24 protein-coding genes and 1 pseudogene are annotated in these 21,409 nt (G+C 68.1%); 14 read left to right on the forward strand and 11 right to left on the reverse strand.

Annotation, left to right across the window (positions count from 1 at the left end; translation table 11 throughout):
• Positions 1 to 3: 3 nt before the first annotated feature.
• From ACJH7A_RS23935 to ACJH7A_RS23945, 3 genes are read right to left on the reverse strand one after another with little or no spacing between them, the layout of a single operon-like run.
• Positions 4 to 183: a hypothetical protein gene (locus ACJH7A_RS23935; RefSeq protein WP_406802825.1), complete on the reverse strand. Its 180-nt coding sequence runs from the start codon at positions 181 to 183 to the stop codon at positions 4 to 6.
• Positions 180 to 1,286 (reverse strand): C40 family peptidase, encoded by a 1,107-nt coding sequence (locus tag ACJH7A_RS23940; protein ID WP_406802826.1) that lies wholly within the window; start codon positions 1,284 to 1,286, stop codon positions 180 to 182. Before ACJH7A_RS23940 ends, ACJH7A_RS23935 begins: the two co-directional genes overlap by 4 nt.
• Positions 1,283 to 1,588: a type VII secretion target gene (locus tag ACJH7A_RS23945; protein WP_318986379.1), complete on the reverse strand. Its 306-nt coding sequence runs from the start codon at positions 1,586 to 1,588 to the stop codon at positions 1,283 to 1,285. The genes ACJH7A_RS23940 and ACJH7A_RS23945 overlap by 4 nt, the downstream gene beginning before the upstream one ends.
• A gap of 50 nt (positions 1,589 to 1,638) precedes the next feature.
• Between ACJH7A_RS23945 and upp the strand changes: the two genes are divergently transcribed.
• The gene (gene upp / locus ACJH7A_RS23950; protein ID WP_318986380.1) at positions 1,639 to 2,262 is read left to right on the forward strand and encodes a uracil phosphoribosyltransferase; all 624 of its coding nucleotides are present in this window, start codon (positions 1,639 to 1,641) and stop codon (positions 2,260 to 2,262) included.
• Here upp and ACJH7A_RS23955 read toward each other — a convergent pair.
• Both ACJH7A_RS23955 and ACJH7A_RS23960 read right to left on the reverse strand, forming a co-directional pair.
• Positions 2,259 to 2,795: a hypothetical protein gene (locus ACJH7A_RS23955; protein ID WP_318986381.1), complete on the reverse strand. Its 537-nt coding sequence runs from the start codon at positions 2,793 to 2,795 to the stop codon at positions 2,259 to 2,261. The two genes, upp and ACJH7A_RS23955, sit on opposite strands and share 4 nt — an antisense overlap.
• 83 nt (positions 2,796 to 2,878) lie before the next feature.
• Positions 2,879 to 4,438, reverse strand: coding sequence for a phospho-sugar mutase (locus tag ACJH7A_RS23960; RefSeq protein WP_406783852.1), 1,560 nt, complete (start codon positions 4,436 to 4,438; stop codon positions 2,879 to 2,881).
• Between ACJH7A_RS23960 and ACJH7A_RS23965 the strand changes: the two genes are divergently transcribed.
• On the forward strand, positions 4,418 to 4,582 hold the full coding sequence (locus ACJH7A_RS23965; RefSeq protein WP_406783838.1) for a colicin E3/pyocin S6 family cytotoxin: 165 nt from the start codon (positions 4,418 to 4,420) through the stop codon (positions 4,580 to 4,582). The genes ACJH7A_RS23960 and ACJH7A_RS23965 overlap by 21 nt on opposite strands.
• Positions 4,583 to 4,629: 47 nt before the next feature.
• Entirely contained in the window at positions 4,630 to 4,830 is a 201-nt protein-coding gene (locus tag ACJH7A_RS23970; protein WP_318986382.1) for a hypothetical protein, read from the forward strand.
• A 66-nt stretch (positions 4,831 to 4,896) separates the two neighbouring features.
• Here ACJH7A_RS23970 and ACJH7A_RS23975 read toward each other — a convergent pair whose 3' ends face one another.
• Positions 4,897 to 5,757 (reverse strand): purine-nucleoside phosphorylase, encoded by an 861-nt coding sequence (locus ACJH7A_RS23975; protein ID WP_318986383.1) that lies wholly within the window; start codon positions 5,755 to 5,757, stop codon positions 4,897 to 4,899.
• A gap of 1 nt (position 5,758) precedes the next feature.
• On the opposite strand from ACJH7A_RS23975, the gene ACJH7A_RS23980 reads away from it, so the two are divergent.
• From ACJH7A_RS23980 to ACJH7A_RS23990, 3 genes are all read left to right on the forward strand, one after another.
• Positions 5,759 to 6,970 (forward strand): M20 family metallopeptidase, encoded by a 1,212-nt coding sequence (locus ACJH7A_RS23980; RefSeq protein ID WP_318986447.1) that lies wholly within the window; start codon positions 5,759 to 5,761, stop codon positions 6,968 to 6,970.
• On the forward strand, positions 6,967 to 8,136 hold the full coding sequence (locus ACJH7A_RS23985; protein WP_318986384.1) for a M20 family metallopeptidase: 1,170 nt from the start codon (positions 6,967 to 6,969) through the stop codon (positions 8,134 to 8,136). The genes ACJH7A_RS23980 and ACJH7A_RS23985 overlap by 4 nt, the downstream gene beginning before the upstream one ends.
• Positions 8,137 to 8,351: 215 nt before the next feature.
• A complete protein-coding gene (locus tag ACJH7A_RS23990; RefSeq protein WP_318986385.1) occupies positions 8,352 to 9,239 on the forward strand; it encodes a hypothetical protein in 888 nt (295 codons plus the stop codon).
• A 94-nt stretch (positions 9,240 to 9,333) separates the two neighbouring features.
• Here the strand turns inward: ACJH7A_RS23990 and ACJH7A_RS23995 are convergent, their stop codons facing one another.
• A complete protein-coding gene (locus ACJH7A_RS23995; protein WP_267318214.1) occupies positions 9,334 to 9,801 on the reverse strand; it encodes a gamma-glutamylcyclotransferase in 468 nt (155 codons plus the stop codon).
• A 60-nt stretch (positions 9,802 to 9,861) separates the two neighbouring features.
• Here ACJH7A_RS23995 and ACJH7A_RS24000 point away from each other — a divergent pair, with 60 nt between their 5' ends.
• The 4 genes from ACJH7A_RS24000 to ACJH7A_RS24015 all read left to right on the forward strand — a co-directional run bounded on the left by ACJH7A_RS24000 (position 9,862) and on the right by ACJH7A_RS24015 (position 14,752).
• Positions 9,862 to 11,277, forward strand: coding sequence for an NAD(P)H-quinone dehydrogenase (locus ACJH7A_RS24000; protein ID WP_318986386.1), 1,416 nt, complete (start codon positions 9,862 to 9,864; stop codon positions 11,275 to 11,277).
• Between the two features lie 73 nt (positions 11,278 to 11,350).
• Entirely contained in the window at positions 11,351 to 13,096 is a 1,746-nt protein-coding gene (locus ACJH7A_RS24005; RefSeq protein WP_318986387.1) for a glycerol-3-phosphate dehydrogenase/oxidase, read from the forward strand.
• Positions 13,097 to 13,098: 2 nt separating this feature from the next.
• The gene (locus ACJH7A_RS24010; RefSeq protein ID WP_371824580.1) at positions 13,099 to 13,959 is read left to right on the forward strand and encodes a pseudouridine synthase; all 861 of its coding nucleotides are present in this window, start codon (positions 13,099 to 13,101) and stop codon (positions 13,957 to 13,959) included.
• 22 nt (positions 13,960 to 13,981) lie between these two features.
• Positions 13,982 to 14,752 carry an SDR family NAD(P)-dependent oxidoreductase gene (locus ACJH7A_RS24015; RefSeq protein WP_212814688.1) on the forward strand — a complete coding sequence of 257 codons (771 nt, stop codon included), beginning with the start codon at positions 13,982 to 13,984 and terminating at the stop codon, positions 14,750 to 14,752.
• Between the two features lie 6 nt (positions 14,753 to 14,758).
• Here ACJH7A_RS24015 and ACJH7A_RS24020 read toward each other — a convergent pair.
• From ACJH7A_RS24020 to ACJH7A_RS24030, 3 genes and pseudogenes are all read right to left on the reverse strand, one after another.
• Positions 14,759 to 15,937 (reverse strand): annotated as a pseudogene (locus ACJH7A_RS24020) (geranylgeranyl reductase family protein); the annotation flags it as partial.
• 68 nt (positions 15,938 to 16,005) lie between these two features.
• The gene (locus tag ACJH7A_RS24025) at positions 16,006 to 16,431 is read right to left on the reverse strand and encodes a cupin domain-containing protein (protein ID WP_406802827.1); all 426 of its coding nucleotides are present in this window, start codon (positions 16,429 to 16,431) and stop codon (positions 16,006 to 16,008) included.
• A 5-nt stretch (positions 16,432 to 16,436) separates the two neighbouring features.
• Positions 16,437 to 17,363 (reverse strand): NADP-dependent oxidoreductase, encoded by a 927-nt coding sequence (locus ACJH7A_RS24030; RefSeq protein WP_406802828.1) that lies wholly within the window; start codon positions 17,361 to 17,363, stop codon positions 16,437 to 16,439.
• Positions 17,364 to 17,466: 103 nt separating this feature from the next.
• Between ACJH7A_RS24030 and ACJH7A_RS24035 the strand changes: the two genes are divergently transcribed.
• The 3 genes from ACJH7A_RS24035 to ACJH7A_RS24045 all read left to right on the forward strand — a co-directional run bounded on the left by ACJH7A_RS24035 (position 17,467) and on the right by ACJH7A_RS24045 (position 19,410).
• Positions 17,467 to 18,366 carry a LysR family transcriptional regulator gene (locus ACJH7A_RS24035; RefSeq protein ID WP_212806652.1) on the forward strand — a complete coding sequence of 300 codons (900 nt, stop codon included), beginning with the start codon at positions 17,467 to 17,469 and terminating at the stop codon, positions 18,364 to 18,366.
• 30 nt (positions 18,367 to 18,396) lie between these two features.
• Entirely contained in the window at positions 18,397 to 18,663 is a 267-nt protein-coding gene (locus tag ACJH7A_RS24040) for a UBP-type zinc finger domain-containing protein (RefSeq protein ID WP_020102826.1), read from the forward strand.
• Positions 18,664 to 18,771: 108 nt separating this feature from the next.
• Positions 18,772 to 19,410: an HD domain-containing protein gene (locus ACJH7A_RS24045; protein ID WP_212806651.1), complete on the forward strand. Its 639-nt coding sequence runs from the start codon at positions 18,772 to 18,774 to the stop codon at positions 19,408 to 19,410.
• A gap of 69 nt (positions 19,411 to 19,479) precedes the next feature.
• Here the strand turns inward: ACJH7A_RS24045 and ACJH7A_RS24050 are convergent, their stop codons facing one another.
• Positions 19,480 to 20,028 carry a YceI family protein gene (locus tag ACJH7A_RS24050; RefSeq protein WP_212806650.1) on the reverse strand — a complete coding sequence of 183 codons (549 nt, stop codon included), beginning with the start codon at positions 20,026 to 20,028 and terminating at the stop codon, positions 19,480 to 19,482.
• Positions 20,029 to 20,155: 127 nt separating this feature from the next.
• Here ACJH7A_RS24050 and ACJH7A_RS24055 point away from each other — a divergent pair, with 127 nt between their 5' ends.
• Positions 20,156 to 21,301, forward strand: coding sequence for a GTP-binding protein (locus tag ACJH7A_RS24055; protein ID WP_406802829.1), 1,146 nt, complete (start codon positions 20,156 to 20,158; stop codon positions 21,299 to 21,301).
• Positions 21,302 to 21,409 lie beyond the last annotated feature (108 nt).

Here is a 21,409-nt window from a genome sequence, read left to right on the forward strand (position 1 = left end):
AGCCTATCGACGTGTGCGTTGGGCCACGCTGGGGGCATCTTGTCGGTGCAGATCGTCGCGCAGGTGGTGCAGGACGACGCCGGGGTCGGCGTCGTTCGCCGTCAGCTCGGCTGCCGCGCGCTTCAGCGCCGCGAGCGCCGCGCGGGCGCGGGCCATCGCGTCGTCGTAGTCGCCAGCGGTCATGCCGTCGGGCGGAAGAAGCCGTGGAAACCCTGATTCAGGTTGGTCGTTCGGATCGGGGACAGCTGAACCGGATCGCCCGCCTCCACCATGAGGCCGTTCCCGACGATCATCGCGACGTGGCCATCCCAGACCGCCAGGTCGCCCGGGCACAGCGAGCCGCGGTCGATGGCGGCGCCGACGTCCTGCTCCTGCGCCAGCCGCGGCAGGTTGAGTCCGGCCTCGCGATACGCCCACTGCGTCAGGCCGCTGCAGTCCAGCCCCACGCCGGGCGTCGTGCCACCCCACACGTAGGGGACGCCGAGTTGGGTGAGGGCGTGCCGGACCGCGTCGGCCGCGACATTGTTTGGCGCGGTGGCGGTGCTGCCGTCGGGCAGCGTGATGGCTTCACCGGCGCCGAATTTCTCGGGGTCGGGTGGGCGGCGGTGGTTTCGTGCGCCGAGCGCGGCCTGGGCGGCATGCGCCGCCGGTGCGGCGAGCGTCCCGAGCCCGCTGCCCCAATTGGCGCCCTGTCCGGAGGCCGTGCCGAGGCTCGGCAGGTTCATGCCCGGCCCGGCCCCTGATCCGCTTGCCCCCCAAGGTGATCCGTGGCTCTGGGGTGCGGAGGCGCTCGTCGTCGTGGTGATCTGCTCGGCCTGTGCGGCGAGCTCGGTGTGCAGCTCGTCGACGACGGTGATGGCCTCATCGAGGGCGCGGCTGGCTTCGTCGATGAGCGCGGCGGCGTCGGCCGGGGATTCGAGGGTGGCTTCCAGCTCGGCGGCCCTGGCCTCGAAGTTCCGCAGGATGGTGTCGAGTCGTTCGCGGGCCCGGGCCACGGCGGCTGCGGCCAGCTCCGTGTGCGTGCTCAGCTGACCGGCCGACATCGCCATCGCCACGATGGCGATGACCGCCGCGCTCGCGAACTGGCCCGCGCTGCCTGCTGCCGCGCCGGTCCACTGGTCCTGGGTCCGCTGCCACCCGTCGTCGGCAGCGGCGGCCACGCCGTCGAGCCCGGTTTGCACCGCACGCAGGGCACCGGCCGGATCCGCGCCCGAGAAGCCGGGGCCCACCAGTGCCTGCACGTCTCGGATCGGCGCGGCCAGCGCGGCTGTCAGGGAGCCCGTCACCACCAGGTTCCGATCCGGCCGCCGACGTTGTGGTCGGCGTCGACGAAGGTGTTCGCGGTGGCGACGGCGGTCGTGGCGCCGGCGTCGAGATGCGCGCTGAGGCGGTACGCCAACTGGGCCTGGTGGTGCGTCGCCTGCGCCAGGGCCGCGGCGAAGGCCTCGCCCACGGGGCCGAACACGTCGAACTGTCGGGCGATGGCGGTCAGGTCCGCGGCGTGCGCGGCCAGTTCGGTGCTGTGACCGCGGTAGTCCGCGGACAGGTTGTGCAGGGCTGACGGGTCCACGGTCAGGTTTCGGATCATGTGGATAAGACGGGCGCCGCGCCCGTTCGGTTCCATTAATGTTGGCGCCCATGGACGTCCGGGTCGTCGATCACCCTCTGGCCGCGGCGCGGCTGACCACTCTGCGCGACGAGCGCACCGACAACGCCGGGTTCCGGGCGGCGCTGCGCGATCTGACGCTGATGCTGGTCTACGAGGCCACGCGCTCGCTGGCCAGCGAGGAGTTGCCGGTGCAGACCCCGGTCGCCGCGTGCACCGGCTCGCGTCTGTCGAACCCGCCACTGCTGGTTCCGGTGCTGCGGGCGGGCCTGGGCATGGTCGACCAGGCACACGCGCTGATTCCGGAGGCCCAGGTCGGCTTCGTCGGCATGGCGCGCGACGAGACGACTCACCAACCGACGCCGTATCTGGAGTCCCTACCGGCCGACCTGAGTGGCCGGCCGGTGATGGTGCTCGACCCGATGCTGGCCACCGGTGGGTCGTTGGCGTACACCCTGCAACTCCTGGTCGACCGCGGGGCCGACGACATCACCGCGGTGTGCGTGGTGTGTGCGCCGGAGGGAATTGTGTTGGTGGAGAAGGCGGTTCCGTCACTGCGACTGTTCACGGCCACCATCGATGCCGCGCTGAACGACGATGCCTACATCTTGCCGGGCCTGGGCGATGCGGGGGATCGGCAGTTCGGTCCGCGCTAGTGGACGATCGGCCCGGTCGGGGTCGGTAGCGGGGTTTGGCTCGGCCGGGGAACCGCATCGGGCAGATTCGGCTTGCCGGTGGAGTCGACGGACACCGTGCCGCCCCAGGCCATGAGAGCGCCGGTGTTGCAACCGCCTTCGATTCCGGTGGCGAAGACGCTCACCTGCATCGCACCTGCCGACATGTGGGCGTGCGGGCCCACGGCGGTCTGGCCAGGGCTGAGCCGGTAGCTGCTGCTGAGGGTGCCCGGAGTTCCTGCGGGGCTGACCGAGAAGCGCACCGAGATATCGGAACAGCCGTCGGCGGCATTGGTGAAGGACGGCTGCACCCAGTCGTCGGTCGGAAGGTCGAAGCGGAGCACCGCCGGCTGCCGGCAGTCCTGCACGGTGGCAGGCCGACAGTACGTCGAGATGTACTGCTCGGCGTGGACCGCGGCCGCCGGTGGGGCGAGAGCGATGCCCGCAGTACCGATTCCGCCGATCAGGACCGTCGCGGCGCCACCACAGCGCCGAGCGAGTGTGTTGTCCGACATGCCGACACCTCTTTCCTCCGATGAATCGAGGCTAAGTCGCACAGGAGCCCGCCGGATATAAGGGATCTCCCTACGGTTCGGCGTCAGGCCGGGGCCAGCAGGCCGGTGACCACGGCCTCGACGTCGCGTAGTTCGGCTGCGGCCGACGTCCGACCGGTCGCCAGATCGGCGGTCGGCGGCTTGCTGACCTCGATGTAGCACTTGATCTTTGGCTCGGTTCCCGACGGGCGCACCGCCACCCGCAGGCCACCGCCGGTGAAGACCAGGGCGTCGGTGCGCCGTTTTCCCCGCAGCTCGGCCAGGTCCTCGATCCGCACCGGGACACCGGCGATCTGGGCCGGCGGCTCGGCGCGCAGGCGGGCCATCACCGCGTCGGCGTCGGTGTGCACCGAGACCGCGCCGGTGACGTGGACGCCGAATTTCGTGGCCAGGGCGTCCAGCCGATCCTGCACCGACTGGCCCTGATGGCGAAGTGCCACAACCAGATCGCAGAACACCACGGCCGCGCTGATGCCGTCCTTGTCGCGCACGGCATCGGGGTCGACGCAGTGCCCGATGGCCTCTTCGTACGCGTACCGCAGCGTGGCACCAGGGATGTCCTGGTCGGCGCGCGCCAGCCATTTGAAGCCCGTCAGCGTTTCGACGTGGTGGGCCCCGTGGTCGGCGGCGATCTTCGCGAGCAGCTGCGACGAGACCAGTGAACTGGCGACGACGGTGGTCGCGGCTTCCTCGGGAGTCAGGTTCGACAGCAGATAATCGCCCAGCAGCCAACCGGTTTCGTTACCGGACAACAGGCGCCAGCCACTCGTGGTCGGGATGCCCACGGCGCAGCGGTCCGCGTCGGGGTCCAGGGCGATGGCGACTTCGGCGCCGGCCTCGGCGGCGAGGGCGAGCAGCAGGTCGGTGGCGCCGGGTTCCTCGGGGTTGGGGAACGCGACGGTGGGGAAGTCGGGATCGGGCTCGAATTGTGTTGCCACCGTCCGGATATCACTGATACCGGCGCGGTTCAGGACGTCGATCGCCAGCGCGCCACCGACACCGTGCATCGCGGTCAGCGCCACCCGGACCTCGCCTTGTGTCCGGCGTAGTGACCCGGCCCGGCGCGCGTACTGCTCGATGAGGGTTTCGTCGACGGGCGTGACGGGCTGCCGGGCGATGCCGGTCGGTGCCTGCCGCATGGCCGTTTCGATGTCCCGGTCGGTGGGTGGGACGATCTGGATGCCGCCGTCGAAGTACACCTTGTAGCCGTTATCGGCAGGGGGATTGTGCGAAGCGGTGATCTGTACGCCGGCAACGGCGTCGAGCTGCCGCACCGCGTAGGCCACGACCGGGGTCGGCGCGGGGTGGGGGAGAAGGATGACGGAAAACCCTTCGGCGGCAAAGATTTCCGCGGTCGCGGTGGCGAATTCGTCGGAGTGGTGCCGGGCGTCCCGGCCGACCACGACCGTCGACCCGCCCAGGCAACGGTCCTTGAGCACCTGCGCCACGGCCCACGTCGCGCGGCTGACGGTGGTGACGTTCATGGCGTCGAGGCCCTCACGCATGGGGCCACGCAGGCCCGCGGTGCCGAAGGTCAGGGGTGTGTGGTTCACGGGGCCATTGTGCTCGCAGTGGGCGGACGTATGCGGCGACGTTGGAAAGATGACGACGGGACTATCTACGAGTGGGACAGCCAGCACGGCAAGGTTGAGGTCTACAACAAGCGTGGCGTTCATCAAGGCGAGTTCGACCCGGGCACGGGTGCGCAGACAAAGCCAGCAGATCCCGGAAGGAAGGTGGAGCCGTAGTGCTTACGTGGTGGCTTCAGGGTTTTGACCGCACGACGGAGCGACTAGTGCAGGAGACGCATCTGACCCGTCTGACGGTGGCTGCGATTCGCGAGATCCTGCGGGTCGACGATGACATTCCTGTGGAGCCCTTTGACTTCGATATTCCGAACCTCGATGCGGTTCGATCACTGGCGGAGTATGCGGATCAGCCGATTGCAATCGATGAAGCGCTCATCTATCAGTTGGGTTGCTACGAGGGCTCATAGAAGTTTCGAAACGCCTGAATCGGCTTTCGTTGGGCGTTGCCTCCATCAAAGCTTGGTGTCGCTGTCTCACAACCGCGCCAACACCTCGCCCAGCAGCGTCCCCATCCGGGTCGCTGACTGGCGTCCGGCCTCCAGGACCTCGGCGTGGCTCAGCGGCTCACCGGTCATACCGGCCGCCAGGTTGGTCACCATCGAGATGCCCAGCACCTCGGCGCCGCCGGCGCGGGCCGCGATGGTCTCGTGCACGGTCGACATGCCGACCAGGTCGGCGCCCAGGGTGCGCAGCATCCGGATCTCGGCGGGTGTCTCGTAGTGCGGGCCGGGCAGCCCGGCATACACGCCTTCGGTCAGCGACGGGTCGACCGCGCGGGCCAGTGCCCGCAGCCGCGGCGAATAGGCGTCGACGAGATCGACGAACTGGGCGCCGACCAGAGGCGACCGCGCCGTCAGGTTCAGGTGGTCGCTGATCAGCACCGGCTGGCCCACCGAGTACTCCGCACGCAGGCCGCCGGCGGCATTGGTCAGCACCACGGTGCCCACACCGGCCGCGATGGCGGTGCGCACCGGGTGCACGACATGGCGCAGGTCGTGGCCCTCATAGGCATGGATGCGGCCCAGCAGGACCAGCACGTTGCGGCCGCCGACCTGCAGCGCGAGTGCCTGACCGCCATGACCCGACGCGGTCGGTGGGGTGAATCCGGGCAGGTCACCCATGGCGATGGTGGCTGACGGCTCGCCCAGCACGGCGGCGGCCGGGGCCCAGCCGGAACCGAGGACGACGGCCACGTCGAAGCCGGCGATTCCGGTGCGGTCACGGATGGCGGCGGCGGCCGCAGCGGCGGCGGAGTCAGGGGTGGCCTGCGGATCGGTCACGGCGTCCACCTTAGTTGCCAGCTGCGGCCGAACAGGCCGGTGCGATACTTCCATGATGCTGACGGGAGACGCCCTGCAGACGGTCACCGATGCCGTCGCGCGTCACCGTGCCGATTTGATCGAGCTGTCCCACTCGATCCACGCCGAACCGGAACTGGCTTTCGCGGAGCACCGCAGCTGCGCCAAGACCCAGGCGCTCGTGGCCGAGCGCGGCTTCCACGTCACCCCGGCCGCCGGCGGCCTGGATACCGCGTTCCGTGCCGACTACGGCAGCGGCGAGCTGGTGATCGGCGTCTGCGCCGAGTACGACGCGCTGCCCGGTATCGGACATGCGTGCGGGCACAACATCATTGCCGCGTCGGCGGTCGGCACGGCGCTGGCGCTGGCCGAGGTCGCCGACGAGATCGGCATCACCGTGGCATTGATCGGTACGCCCGCCGAAGAGGCCGGCGGCGGAAAAGCGTTGCTGCTGAAAGCCGGCGTATTCGACGACGTCGCGGCATCGGTGATGCTGCACCCCGGTCCGGTCGACATCGCGGGGGCGCGGTCCCTGGCGCTGTCCGAGGTGTCTGTGGCCTACCGCGGGCGCGAGTCGCACGCCGCCGTCGCGCCCTACCTGGGCATCAACGCCGCCGATGCGGTGACGGTCGCCCAGGTCGCGATCGGGCTTCTGCGTCAGCAGTTGACGCCCGGTCAGATGGTGCACGGCATCGTCACCGACGGCGGTCAGGCGCCGAATGTGATTCCGGCGCATACGGAATTGCTGTACACGATGCGGGCCACGGACTCCGCGTCACTCGACGAACTGGAAGTACGCATGTTCTCGTGCTTCGCGGCCGGCGCCTTGGCGGCGGGCTGCACGCACGAGGTGACGGAGGTGTCGCCGCGGTATGACGCGCTGACGCCCGATCCGTGGTTGACGACGGTGTTCCGCGCCGAGATGGAGCGTCTCGGCCGGACGCCGCTGCCGGTGGACCTGGAAGTGTCTGTGCCCCTTGGCAGTACCGACATGGGCAACGTCACGCAGGTGATGCCGGGAATCCACCCGGTCGTCGGGATCGAGGCCAATGGCGCGTCGATCCATCAGCCGGAGTTCACCGCGGCGGCGGCGGGGCCGAGTGCGGACAAGGCCGTCACCGAAGGCGCGATCATGTTGGCGCGCACGGTGGTTGCGCTGGCGCAGGCGCCTGACGAGCGGGCTCGGGTTTTGCAGAAGATGGCGGACCGGGCGGCGGTTCAGCGACAAGTGAAGGCAGGGCGCGGATGACCCTCTCGGACCACGCCGAGCGCTGGCTGGCCACGAACTACGACGACCTGGTCGGCTGGCGGCGGCATCTGCACGCCAACCCCGAGTTGGGCCGGCAGGAGTTCGAGACCACCAAGTTCGTTGCGACGCGGCTGGCCGAGGCCGGGTTGAACCCGAAGATTCTGCCCGGCGGTACCGGCCTGACGTGCGATTTCGGTCCCGAGGACCGGCCGCGGATCGCCCTGCGCGCCGACATGGATGCGCTGCCGATGGACGAGCGCACCGGCCTGCCGTTCGCCTCGACCGTGCCCAATGTGGCGCACGCCTGCGGACACGACGCGCACACCGCGGTGCTGCTCGGCACCGGGTTGGCTCTGGCGTCGGCGCCGACGCTGCCGGTCGGTGTGCGCCTGGTGTTCCAGGCCGCCGAGGAGCTGATGCCCGGCGGCGCGCTGGACGCCATCTCCGCGGGTGCACTGGCTGGTGTGTCGAGAATCTTTGCGCTGCACTGTGATCCGCGGCTCGAGGTCGGCAAGGTCGCCACCATTCCGGGTCCCATCACCTCGGCCGCCGATCAGATGGAGATCACCCTGCACTCGCCGGGCGGCCACACGTCGCGCCCGCACCTGACCGGTGATCTGGTCTACGCGCTCGGCTCGCTGATCACCGGGGTGCCCGGCATCTTGTCCCGCCGCGTCGATCCGCGGCACAGCACCGTCATGGTGTGGGGCGCGGTCAACGCCGGATTCGCGTCGAACGCCATCCCGCAGACGGGCACCCTGGCCGGGACCATCCGCACCGCCAGCCGTGATGCCTGGGTCGAGATGGAATCGATTGTCCGCGAGATCGTTTCGTCCCTGCTGGCGCCGCTCAACGTGGATCACACGGTGCTGTACCGCCGCGGCGTCCCGCCGGTGGTCAACGAGGAACTCTCGACGCGCATCATGACCCACGCCATCGAGGCGCTGGGCCCCGATGCCCTGGCCGACACCAAGCAATCCGGTGGCGGCGAAGACTTCTCGTGGTATCTCGAGGAGGTGCCGGGGGCCATGGCGCGCCTCGGCGTGTGGCCCGGCGTCGGCCCGCAGTTGGACCTGCACCAGCCGACCTTCGACCTCGACGAACGCGCCCTCGCCGTCGGCGTCCGGGTCCTCGTCAACATCATCGAACAGGCCGCCGCTTTTTAACCCGCGGGCGCGCGTGTCTGCTCCTAACCGCGAGCGGCCGTGTTTGTACGCCGACACGCCGTGTTTCGCGTGCATCTTGGGGCCGCTCACGCTCGCCGAGGGGCCGTGAACTGCGCACCTGATCCACGTGCCGCGAAATTCCACAGTTCGTGATTGATCCACAGATCGTCTGATGCGCCTTTCGGCCACAGCCGTGGAAGCAGAGCATCAACGACGTGGACGCCGACCTTCAAGCACTACTCGACCTCCAGCATGGAGTAGCTACCAGCGCTCAGATCCTGTCGAAGCTGTCCCGCAGGACATTTGACTCGTATCTGAAAACTGGTGCCCTCGAACGTATCTGGCAAGGGATCTACTCGCGGGGTGAACCCGACGACTGGACGCGGCTGCGCGGCCTGGACCTCTCGGCCGGCAAGCCGGTCCCGGTGTGTCTGGGGACGGCGGCGGCCCTCTACGGATTCGACACCGAGAATCCCAAGGACCTGCATGTGCTCAATCCCGCAGGTTCACATCTGCGGCACGCCGATGGACTGGTGATCCATCGCCGCGACGGCGCACCGATGGTTGTGGAGCAGGGCCGGCCCGCGACCGCGCCGGCGTGGACTGCGATCGAAGTGGCACGCTCGCTGCGAAGGCCACGTGTACTGGCGACGCTCGATGCTGCTCTGCGTTCCGGCACCTGCGACCGGGTGGAGCTGTCGCGAGCGGTGACCAGGCAGGCCGGACGTCGTGGAATCGTCATCGTGAGGGAGATGTTGCCGATCGCAGATCCGCGCGCGGAGTCGCCGATGGAGAGCGAGGCGCGCCTCGTGATGATCGACGGCGGCCTACCGATGCCCGAACTGCAATACGAGGTCATCGACGGCCGGGGAAAGCTGCGTCGGCTGGATTTCGCGTGGCCGCAGTACATGGTCGCCGCAGAGTACGACGGATTGGATTGGCACAGCGGACCGGACGCGATGTTGGCCGACCGCGAGCGCAGTTCGGCACTGATGGACGTCGGATGGACGGCGATCTCGATGGTGTTCGAGGACGTCCGCTACCGCCCGGACGACCTCGTCGCGCGCATCAACGCGAACTTCGGGCGCGCTCGCGCCGCCTGAGCGACCCCAAATTGCACGCGAAACACGGTGTGTCGCTGTACAAACACGGCCGCTCGCGGAAAGGAGGTTGCCGCTCGCGGGAAAGAAAAAGGGACTAGGGCCCGATGTTGCGGGAGGGGCGGGTGCGGAGGTGGTGGACGTAGTCCGCGGGGGCGCCGGCGATCTCGGCGGCCTCGGCCATGACGCCGAGGTACCGCGCCGAGGGCAGCCCGCCTTCCCAGGCGTCGACGACGTACATCCAGGCCAGCACGGGGTCGGTGGAGGTGTCCGACGACACCCGGTGCACCCGGCAGCGGATCTTCTTGTGGATCCCCAGCTCGGAGCCTTCCCACCGGTCCAGGCGTTCCTCGTCCTCGCGCGTCATGTCGTAGAGCACGACGAAGACCTTCGAGAGCGGATCCTCGACCAGCGTCGCCAGCGCGCCCTCCCAGCCGATGTCGGCGCCGGCGAACGTCAGTCGCCAGCCGTGCAGCCACCCCGTGGCCGCCATCGGAGAATGAGGCGCCCGCTGAAGCATCTGCTCCGGATGCATGTTCGATCCGTAAGCGGCGTAGAGCGGCACTCGGCAAGCCTACGGCTTGTTGTCCGGCGACCAACACCCAACTCGGGGTTAGATGTAGCCGTGGCTACCCGCATCGTGATCATCGGCGGCGGTCCCGCCGGATATGAGGCCGCCCTGGTCGCCGCCGGTTACGGCCGTGAGGCAACCGAGGTGACCGTCGTCGACCGCGACGGCATCGGCGGTGCCTGCGTGCTCTGGGACTGCGTGCCGTCCAAGACCTTCATCGCGTCGACGGGCGTGCGCACCGAGCTGCGCCGCGCCGACGGGCTGGGCTTCGACATCAAGATCGAGGACGCCAAGATCTCGTTGCCGCAGATCAACAACCGGGTCAAGACGCTGGCTCGCAGCCAGTCCGTCGACATCGGCGGGCAACTGCTGCGCGCCGGCGTCAACGTCGTGGCCGGCCGCGGCGAGCTCGTCGACAGCATCCCGGGAATGGCGCACCACCGGGTCAAGGTCACGACGCCCGACGGGCGGTCCGGCGTGCTGAAGGCCGACGTGGTGCTGATCGCCACCGGCGCCAGCCCCCGGGTCCTGCCCAACGCGGTGCCCGACGGCGAACGCATCCTGAACTGGCGGCAGCTGTACGACCTCACCGACCTGCCGGAGCACCTGGTCATCGTGGGCTCGGGCGTCACCGGCGCCGAGTTCTGCAACGCCTACACCGAACTGGGCGTCAAGGTCACGGTGGTGGCCAGCCGCGACCAGATCCTGCCGCACGAGGACTCCGACGCCGCCGCGGTGCTGGAGGAGGTGTTCTCCGAGCGCGGTGTGACGTTGGTCAAGAACGCGCGCGCCGATTCGGTGGTCCGGACCGAGACCGGCGTCAAGGTCAGCCTCGCCGACGGCCGCGTCGTGGAGGGCAGCCACGCGTTGATGAGTATCGGGTCGGTGCCCAACACCTCGGGCCTGGGGCTGGAGAAGGCCGGCATCGAACTCGGGCCGGGCAATTACCTGACGGTCGACCGGGTGTCGCGCACCAAGGCGCCGGGCATCTACGCCGCGGGCGACTGCACCGGCCTGCTGCCACTGGCCTCGGTGGCCGCCATGCAGGGCCGCATCGCGATGTATCACGCACTGGGTGAAGGGGTTTCGCCGATCAGGCTGCGGACGGTCGCCGCCGCGGTGTTCACGCGCCCGGAGATCGCCGCGGTCGGCGTGCCGCAGTCCGCGATCGACGCCGGCACGGTGCCGGCCCGCACCCTGATGCTGCCGCTGAACACCAACGCGCGAGCCAAGATGTCGCTGCTCGAGCACGGTTTCGTGAAGATCTTCTGCCGCCCGGCCACCGGTGTGGTGATCGGCGGCGTCGTCGTCGCGCCGATCGCCTCCGAGCTGATCCTGCCGATCGCGCTGGCGGTGCAGAACCGCATCTCGGTGACCGATCTGGCGCAGACGCTGTCGGTCTACCCGTCGCTGTCGGGCTCGATCATCGAGACGGCCCGCCGGCTCATGGCTCACGACGATCTGGACTGACACGCGAACCGCACCGACCACGTAGGCTCGGTCACGCAAGGCCTACCGACGAGTAACCACGAGGAGTTCCGCCGTGAGTGACCCGATTCCCGGTCCGGGCAATGGTCAGACCCTGCTGAGTCCCGCGCAGCGCGACACCGCATGGAACCGGTTGGGCTCCGAGCAGTTCGACGTCATCGTGATCGGCGGCGGTGTCGTCGGCGCCGGTGCGGCGCTCGACGCGGCGACGCGCGGCCTGAAGGTCGCCCTGGTCGAGGCTCGCGACTTCGCGTCCGGCACTTCCAGCCGCAGCAGCAAGATGTTCCACGGCGGCCTGCGCTACCTGGAGCAGCTCGAGTTCGGCCTGGTTCGTGAGGCGCTGCACGAACGCGAACTGTCCCTGACGACGCTGGCGCCGCATCTGGTGAAGCCGTTGCCGTTCCTGTTCCCGCTGACCAAACGGATCTGGGAACGTCCCTACATCGCCGCCGGCATCTTCCTGTACGACCAGCTCGGCGGAGCCAAGTCGGTGCCGGCGCAGAAGCACCTGCTCAAGGCCGGGGCGCTGCGGCTGGCACCCGGGCTCAAGCGCAGTTCGCTGATCGGCGCGATCCGCTACTACGACACCGTCGTCGACGACGCCCGGCACACCATGACCGTCGCCCGCACCGCGGCGCACTACGGCGCCGTTGTCCGCACCTCGACGCAGGTGGTGGCGCTGCTGCGCGAGGGCGACCGGGTCACGGGCGTGCGGGTCCGCGACTCGGAAACCGGTGCGGTGACCGAGGTGTGCGGCCACGTGGTGGTCAACGCCACCGGCGTGTGGACCGACGAGATTCAGGCCCTTTCGAAGCAGCGCGGCCGGTTCCGGGTCCGCGCCTCCAAGGGCGTGCACATCGTCGTCCCGCGGGACCGCATCGTCAGTGAGGTGGCGATCATCCTGCGTACCGAGAAGTCGGTGCTGTTCGTCATCCCGTGGGGGACGCACTGGATCATCGGCACGACCGACACCGACTGGAACCTGGACCTGGCGCACCCGGCGGCGACCAAGGCCGACATCGACTACATCCTCGGACACGTCAACAAGGTGCTGGCGACACCGCTCAACCACGACGACATCGACGGCGTCTACGCGGGTCTGCGCCCGCTGCTGGCCGGTGAGAGCGAGGAGACCTCGAAGCTGTCCCGCGAGCACGCGGTCGCGGTGCCGGCCCCGGGCCTGGTGGCCATCGCCGGCGGCAAGTACACCACCTACCGGGTGATGGGCGAGGACGCCATCGACGCGGCCAGTGAGTTCGTGCCGACGCGGGTGGCGCCGTCGATCACCGAGAAGGTGCCGCTGCTGGGTGCCGACGGCTACTTCGCGCTGATCAACCAGACCGAACACGTGGGCCAGCACTATGGTCTGCACCCCTACCGGGTGCGGCACCTGCTGGACCGTTACGGCTCGTTGATCGGTGAGGTGCTGGACATGGCGGCCGACCGGCCTGACCTCTTAGAACCCATCACCGAGGCGCCGGTGTACCTGAAGGTCGAGGCCTGGTACGCGGCCGCGGCCGAGGGCGCACTGCACCTCGAGGACATCCTGGCGCGCCGCATGCGGATCTCCATCGAGTACCAGCACCGCGGCGTCGACTGCGCCCGTGAGGTCGCGGAAGTTGTTGCGCCCGTGCTGGGTTGGAGTGCCGAGGACGTCGACCGCGAGGTCGCCACCTACCTGGCGCGTGTCGAGGCCGAGGTGCTGTCGCAGACGCAGCCCGACGACGAATCGGCCGACGCGCTGCGCGCGGCGGCTCCCGAGGCCCGGTCCGAGATCCTCGAGCCGGTGCCGCTCGATTGAGCCTGCCCGTCCGTCCCGGATACGAGGGGATCGGGCCCGCCCGGCTACGGGTGCACGGTGGGCCGGTGCTGGCTGAGCTGCGGTCCCGGTTCGGCGACGAGGCGGCCGCCAAAGTGCTTGCCGGCGAGGTGCTTTGCGCCGACGGGTCGGTCGTCTCCGACACCACGGAGCTACCGGCCGGCGCGTTCATCTACTGGTACCGGGACCTGCCCGACGAGGTCGTCGTCCCGTTCGACGTGCCGGTGCTGTACCGCGACGACAACATCGTCGTGGTCGACAAGCCGCACTTCCTGGCGACCATGCCGCGCGGTGGGCACGTGGTGCAGACGGCGCTGGTGCGGCTGCGCCGGGCCTTGGGACTATGGGAACTCTCACCGGCACATCGGCTGGACCGGCTGACGGCCGGTGTCCTGGTGTTCACCGCACGGCGCGAGGTCCGCGGGGCGTATCAGACGATGTTCGCCTCGGGCGAGGTGTCCAAGACGTATCTGGCCCGATCGTCGGCTGGGACACTCGCCGGGCCCGTCGAGCTGCGGAACCGAATTGTGAAGCGGCGCGGGTCTTTACAGGCCGTCATCGAGCCCGGTGAGGTGAACGCGGTGACTTTCGTCGAGTCGCTGGGGGACGGGCTGTTCCGGCTGACGCCGGCCACCGGCCGCACCCACCAGTTGCGCGTGCACATGAACTCGCTCGGGCTGCCCATCGACGGTGATCCGTTGTACCCCACGGTGCTCGAGGTTCCTGTCGGCGACTTCTCCACGCCGCTGCAGTTGTTGGCCCACCGGCTCGCATTTGTCGATCCGGTGACCGGAGAGCAGCGGGAGTTCGTCAGTGAGCGGACGTTGGCGAACCGGCCCGAATAACCCCTGTGTTCTACTGCTAGCCATGGACCGCACCACATTTGACCGCCTGTTCGACATGACCGACCGCACCGTCATCGTGACCGGCGGGACGCGCGGTATCGGCCTCGCGATGGCCGAGGGGTTCGCGCTGGCCGGTGCCAATCTCGTGGTCGCCAGCCGTAAGCCCGACGCGTGCGAGGCTGCGGCCGAGCACCTGCGCGGTCTGGGTGGCAAGGCGATCGGCGTGCCCGTGAACATGGGCAACCTCGACGATCTCGACCGGCTGGTCGAGGCCACCGTCGCGGAGTTCGGCGGCATCGACGTGCTCGTGAACAACGCGGCCAACGCGCTCGCCCAGCCGCTGGGGGAGATGACGCCCGAGGCGTGGGCCAAGTCGTACGACTCCAACCTGCGTGGGCCGGTGTTTCTGGTGCAGAAAGCGTTGCCGCACTTGAAGACGAGCCCGGCTGCCGCGGTCCTGAACATGTCGTCGGTCGGCGCCTTCCAGTTCGCGCCGTTCGTGTCGATGTACGCCGCGGGCAAGGCGGCGCTGCTGTCGTTCACCCGCTCGATGGCGGCCGCCTACGCGGCCGACGGCATCCGGGTCAACGCCATCGCGCCCGGCCCCGTCGACACCGACATGGTGCGCAACAACCCGCAGGAGGCCATCGACGCGATGGCGTCGAACACGCTGCTGAAGCGGCTGGCCAGCCCCGACGAAATGGTGGGCACGGCGCTCCTGTTGTGTTCGGGCGCAGGCAGTTACATCACCGGACAGGTCGTCATCGTCGACGGTGGCGGGACGCCGCGGTAGCTGTCGGTACGTGTGCAGGGGGCCGTATGACTTCCCGTACATCACCCGCAGCGCGCCGTCGCGGACGAATCCCTTGTCGAGAAGCTTGATACCCGTGTTCGGAATGGCAGGGATGCCGGCGAGCTTGTGGCCGAAGCGGCCCATCCGGTACTCGCGGCCCCAGGCCGCTTCCAGGCGCCGGGTGTAGTTGGTGAAGTCGTCGGGGCCACCGTTCTGCAGCGCCGCGATGACGCATTCGCCGGCGACCAGGCCGGCCTCGAGCGCCTTCGAAATGCCCGCGCCGGAAACCGGTTTGGCGGCGCCGAGTGCGTCGCCGGTGAAAACCACACCCGGACGCCACGGCGGCCACGCGGTGAAACCCATCGGCAGCCGCCACGCTCGCACGCTCTTGCTCTTCTTCAATTCCGCGATCGACGGCAGCTCCCAGTCACGCGGCAGGGATGCCAGGAATTCACCGAGCAATTGCGTGGCGTTGATGGCCTGCCAGTTCCGGTAGCAGTTCACATAGCCCACGCCGATGTTGAGGACGCCGTCGCCCATGGGGAACACCCAGCCGTAGCCGGGCAACTGATCGCCCTGGAACTGCAGTTTGAGGTAGATGTCGAGCGAATCGGTGTCCGGCCGGTTGGCGTGCATCTCCGCGCGGATCGCGATGGCCGAGTAGCCGTTGTACTCCGAATCGATGTGCAGGGCGCGCTTTACGGGCGAGTACGCGCCGTCGGCGGCGACGACGGCGTCTGCGGAGATCTTCTCCCCGCTCTTGAGGACCACGCCGACCACCCGGCCGTCGGCATCGAGTTCAGGTCCCGCCACTTCGGCGCCTTCGCGTACCTCTGCGCCGGCCTTCTCGGCGTGCCTGAGCAACACCGTGTCCAACTGCGTACGGCTGACGGTGTGGCCATGATCGGGCATGCCGGGGCGGCGTGGGAAGGACATCTCCCACCGACTCGGGCTGAACACCGTGACGCGGTTGACCCGATGGAAGGTGGCGACTTCGTCGGCCAGGCCCATCTTCTGCAGGTAACTGACGGCGCGCGCCGTCAGTCCGTCGCCGCAGGGTTTGTCGCGGGGAAACTCGGCCTTGTCCACGACCAGCACTTTGGCGCCCACCCGCGCCGCCTGCCAGGCGGCGGCAGAGCCCGACGGACCACCACCGGCGACGACGACGTCGTACCGCTGTGCCATCGTGCCCCCGCCCGTCCCGAAGTGGCTCCAGTTCATCAGCTTTCGTGCGGAGCCGCCAGGTGACCAACTTACCGATGCGGGTCGTCGACTTTCAGGCTGTCCCCGGTGTTCGAGACGAAGACGACGAGGAGCTTGGCGGGTTCCGTCTGACTGGTGTTCTCGGTGAGCACGTGGTGCGCACCGGGCTGCTCCACCCAGTTCTGGCCCCGGCGATACTCGGTGACGGGGGAGTCGTCGACCTGGCTGCGCACCGCGCCGTCGAGGACGTAGGCGTAGATGAATGCGTCGCCGTGCCGGTGCGGCGCGGCCCGGGCACCGGGCGGGAATTCGACGACCGCCGAGGTGAATGTCTTGCCCGGCACGTTGGGCAGCGCCTGCGCGATCAGTGGCGTCAGTGTCTCGACTGCTGGTGGCGGTGACGCCATGCCGGTCGACGTGCACCCGGCGGTTCCGATGACCAGGGCAGCGGTGAACAGGCCTGGTGCGCAGCGCATCCCGATCATCGAGTGCCGTCGTTCACTTGGATGATCGCCTTCCCGCGCGTCCGCCTGTCGGGTGCGAACGCCGCCACCGCTTCGGCAAGGGGCCGGACGGCACCGACGATCGGCGTGAGGCGTCCGTCGCGCACCCGGTTGGCGAGTTCGATCAGCTGCGAGCGGTCGGGTTCGACGACGAAGAACAGCCCGCGACCGTTGCGGGGAAGCACCTCGGGCGGCTCCGCGATGGTGACGAGCGTGCCGCCGTCCCGCACGAGCGCGGCCGAGCGGGCGAGGATGTCGCCGCCGATGACGTCCAGCAGGACGTCGACTTCACCGGCATCTTCCAGCTTCTCGGTGTCGAGATCGACGAAGGCGTCGGCGCCGAGCGCCAGTGTCCGGTCGCGGTCGGCGGTGCGGCCGGTCCCGATGACGAAGGCGCCCACTTCGTGAGCCAGCTGTACCGCGAGCGAGCCGACGCCGCCTGCCGCGCCGTGAATCAGGACCGTCTGGCCGGTGGCGAGACGACCGTGCGTGAACAGGCCCTGCCAGGCCGTCAGTCCCGATATGGGCAGTGCGGCGGCGACGACGTGGTCGATGTCGGCGGGTAGCGGCGCGAGGTTGCGGGCCTCGACGGCGGTGTATTCGGCGAGCGACCCGTCACGCGTCCAGTCGGCCAGCCCGAATACCCGCTGTCCCACGGTCAATCCGGTTGTGCCGTAACCCAACTCGACGACAACCCCGGAAAGTTCATGGCCGGGCACGCTCGGAGTCCGGTCGCGTCCCGCCCGGTCGGTCCAGGTGGCGGGCCAGTCCAGCTCGCCGGGCGTGAACCCGGCCGCATGCACCCGGACGACGACGTCGTTCTCGGCGGCGTGCGGGTAGGGCAGTTCCATCAGGGTCATGCCCTTGATGCCGGCATCACGATCGTTCACGACCATGGCTTGCATGACGTTTCCTCCTTCGGTCCACCTCCATGAGAACAATCGAGACCAATCAAGTCCAATGACCAGAGTTGATCTTTCCGATCAGCATCATTGATAGGTTGTCGCTATGGAACTGCGTCAGCTCGAACACTTCCTCGCGGTGGCCGGCGCGATGAACTTCTCGCGTGCGGCGCAGCAGGTGCATGTCGTGCAATCCGCACTGTCGATGTCGATCGCGAAGTTGGAGAGGGAGCTCGGCGTCGAGCTGTTCGATCGGACCAAGCAGCAGATCAAGATCACGCCGGCGGGTGAGTTGTTTCGCGAACACGCCCGGCGCGTCATCCAGACCGCGCGGCTGGCAAAGGATTCGGTCGGCGACTTCCGTGGCGAGCTGTCCGGAACGGTCGATCTGGGTTCGCTGATCTCGTTCGGCACCTTGGATGTGCCGAAGGTGCTCGGGGAGTTCCACCGCACCTACCCCTTCGTCCAGATCAGGCTGCGGCAGAGTCAAACCGGTTCGGCTGCTTACCTTTCGGCGATCGCGGAGGGTTCACTCGACCTGGCGCTGGTGTCGGCGCCCGACCGGTTCCCGCCACGGGTCCAGATGCAATTGATGTGTGAAGAGCCGATGGTCTTCGTCTGCCGTGCCGACCACCGCCTGGCGCAGCGTCGTCACGTGGACCTCACGGAGTTGTGCGACGAAGACCTGATCGGCTTCCCTCCCGAGTTCGGGCTCAGAAGGCTGGTGGAATCGGCGTTTTCGGCGGCCGGCGTCTCGGCGCGTACCCCGCACGAAGTCGCGCTCGAATATTCGATCGCAGCCAGGCTGGTTCAGCATGGGTTGGGCACCATCATCATGCCGGGCAGTGAAGCCGCGAACTTTCCGGACTTGCGCGCCATAGAGATTCGGCCCGCGATCGTGTGGCAGATCTACCTGGCTTCGGCGGAACAATCACAGATCGGCCCGGCCAGCGCGAAGTTGGCCGAGATGCTGCTGGCCGAAGTCGGGCCGCGCGCGTCCCGGTAATCCGGGCGTACCGGGGCTACCGTGGATGGCGTGGCATCCATCTTCGGCGACTCGCATCTGAAGAACGTCCGCCTGGTCACCCCGCAGACCACGAAGGGCTGCCAGGACTGCATCGCGGCCGGCACCCGCTGGGTGCACCTCAGGCTGTGCCTGACGTGCGGGCACGTCGGCTGTTGTGATTCCTCGCCGATGAAACATGCCAGCGCCCATGCGAAGACCCCGGGGCATGAGATCGTGCAGTCCTTCGAGCCCGGCGAGAACTGGCGGTGGTGCTACGTGCACGAGAAGTACGTCTGACCATGTCCTGATTTGTGGGATGCGTGGCATTGCGCGCTCTGTCAGGTAGGGCCGATCCGCGGACAAAATGGACTGTGTCCAATCAAGTCCGACGGAGAGTTGACGATCATGACCGAAGTCATTGCAGGAGTGACGATTCCGGATACCGAGCTGGTCCGGGAGGCCACCTCGATCGTCCGGAAGGCGACCGACGACACCTTGTTCAACCACTCCCGCCGGGTGTTCCTGTGGGGATCGTTGAAGGCCGCTGCGCGGGGCCTCGACGTCGATCCGGAACTCGCCTACGTGGGCGGTATGTTCCACGATCTGGGCCTGACGACGGAGTACGGCACCAAGCATCAACGGTTCGAGATCGACGGGGCCGACCTGGCTCGAAAACTGTTGCTGGACTTCGGCCGGAGTGAGCAGGAAGCGACGAATGTGTGGCTCGCGATCGCGCTGCACACCACACCAGAGGTCCCGCATCACCTGGCGCCCGAGGTTGCGGTGGTGATTCTGGGTGTCGAAACCGACGTCATCGGGCTGGGCCTCGACGAGATCAGTGCAGAGCAGCGCGCCGAAGTGGTTGCCGCCCATCCGCGTCCCGACTTCAAGAACCGCATCCTGCGGGCGTTCAACGACGGCATGGCCCATCGGCCGGCTACCACGTTCGGAACGATGAACGACGATGTGCTCGCACACTTCGATCCGTCGTTCGAACGGACGAACGTGGTTGACCTCATTCAGAACAACGCCTGGCCGGAGTAGCGAAGGCGATGGGCAATGCCGGGCCGGGCGACAGGACGCGGGGGAACCCGGCCCGGCATTGCCTTCGGATCAGGCCTGCTTGACGGCTTCGATGTCGAGGGTGATGGTGACCTTGTCGCCGACGACGGCGCCACCGGTCTCCATCGGCAGGTCGAGGTCGACGCCGAAGTCCTTGCGGTTGATGACAACTGACGCCTCGTAGCCCGAGACCTCGCCGTTGCCCATGCCGGGGCTCACGCCGTTGAACTCCAGGTTCAGGGTGACCGGGCGGGTGTTGCCCTTGATGGTCAGGTTGCCGTCGAGGAGGTACGCATCGCCGTTGGGGCGCACCGCGGTCGAGACGAAGGTCGCGACGGGGTGGTTCTCGGCGTCGAAGAAGTCGGCCGACTTCACATGGCCGTCGCGCTGCTCGTTGCCCGTGTTCAGCGACGTCACGTCGATCTCAGCGGTGACCGACGGGGTGCCGTCGGCGGCGACGGTGATGGCGCCACTGAAGTTCTCGAACTTCCCGCGGACCTTGCTGACCATCAGGTGGCGTACCGAGAACTCGACGGTGGAGTGGGCGGTGTCGATCGCCCAGGTGCCGACGCTGAGGGGAGCGGTTGCGGTGGAGGTCATGTGCCTGTCCTTTGCTTGGTTCGAGGGCCGGACTGTCCGGCCTCTGCCGATCACCAACCGGACTACGGTCCGGATTATTTCCGGCCGCCGACTCGCATTCCTTAATGAAAATGATTATCGTTAAGCCATGCCCTCGACTTCAGCTGACCTGATCCCTGTGACCGTACTTTCGGGCTTCCTGGGAGCGGGCAAAACGACGCTGCTCAACCACATCCTCGCCAACCGGGAGGGTCGCCGGGTTGCGGTGATCGTGAACGACATGAGCGAGGTGAACATCGACGCGGCCCTGATCGCCGGTCAGGGGCATCTCGACCGGACCGAAGAGAAGCTCGTCGAGCTCACCAACGGATGCATCTGCTGCACCCTGCGTGAGGACCTCATCACCGCGGTCGCGGATCTGGCCCGGCAGAACCGATTCGACCAGATCGTGATCGAGTCGACGGGCATCTCCGAGCCGATGCCGGTGGCGGCGACCTTCAGCTGGGAGTTCGAGGACGGCTTCATCCTGTCCGAGCTCGCCCGCCTCGACACGATGGTTACCGTCATCGATGCGTGCACCTTCCTGCCGGAACTGGCGCGCGGGGAAGCGCTCACCGACCGGAACCTCGCGGTGGCCGACGGCGACGGCCGCAACATCGCCGATCTGCTGGTCGACCAGGTCGAGTTCGCCGACGTCATTCTCATCAACAAGACCGACCTCGTGAGCGCCAAGACGACCGCGACCGTCGAGGCCGTCGTGCGGCGTCTCAACCCCAATGCGCGGATCGAGCGCACCGAGCACGGGATCGTGCCGCTGGCAACCGTTTTGGACACCGGCTTGTTCGATCCGGAACTTGCCGCGGAGGCTCCTGGGTGGGATGAAGAGATCGCCAACGGGCACACCCCGGAAACCGAGGAGTACGGGATCAGCAGCATGACGTTCCGTGCCGATCGCCCGTTCCATCCGCAGCGACTCGCCGATGCCCTCGACCAGGTGCGAGGTCTGTTGCGCAGCAAGGGTTTCTGCTGGATCGCCACCCGGCCGAACATCGCTGCCATCTGGTCGCAGGCCGGCCCCAACCTCACCATCGAACCCGCCCAGTACTGGACGAGCACCGAAATCGAGCCCGGTCAGGAGATCGTCTTCATCGGTATCCGCCTCGAAGCGGGCAAGGTGCGAGCGCTTCTCGACGCGGCGCTCCTCACCGACGACGAAGTGGCGGCCGGCACGGGTGCCTGGCTGCGTTACGCGGATCCGCTACCGGCGTGGACTGCGGCGCACAGTCACGTCTGAGGCGTGTCATTTGAAGCAAGCCCGCCGCGCAGGGGCATCACGCACTACCTTGGGCTGTATGACACGCGTCCGCGGTGCCGGCCCGGTCCGCCATGATCACGGCCGCCA

It is taken from the genome of Mycobacterium sp. SMC-17, assembly GCF_045310915.1.
In the GTDB taxonomy this organism is placed as follows: Bacteria; Actinomycetota; Actinomycetes; order Mycobacteriales; family Mycobacteriaceae; genus Mycobacterium.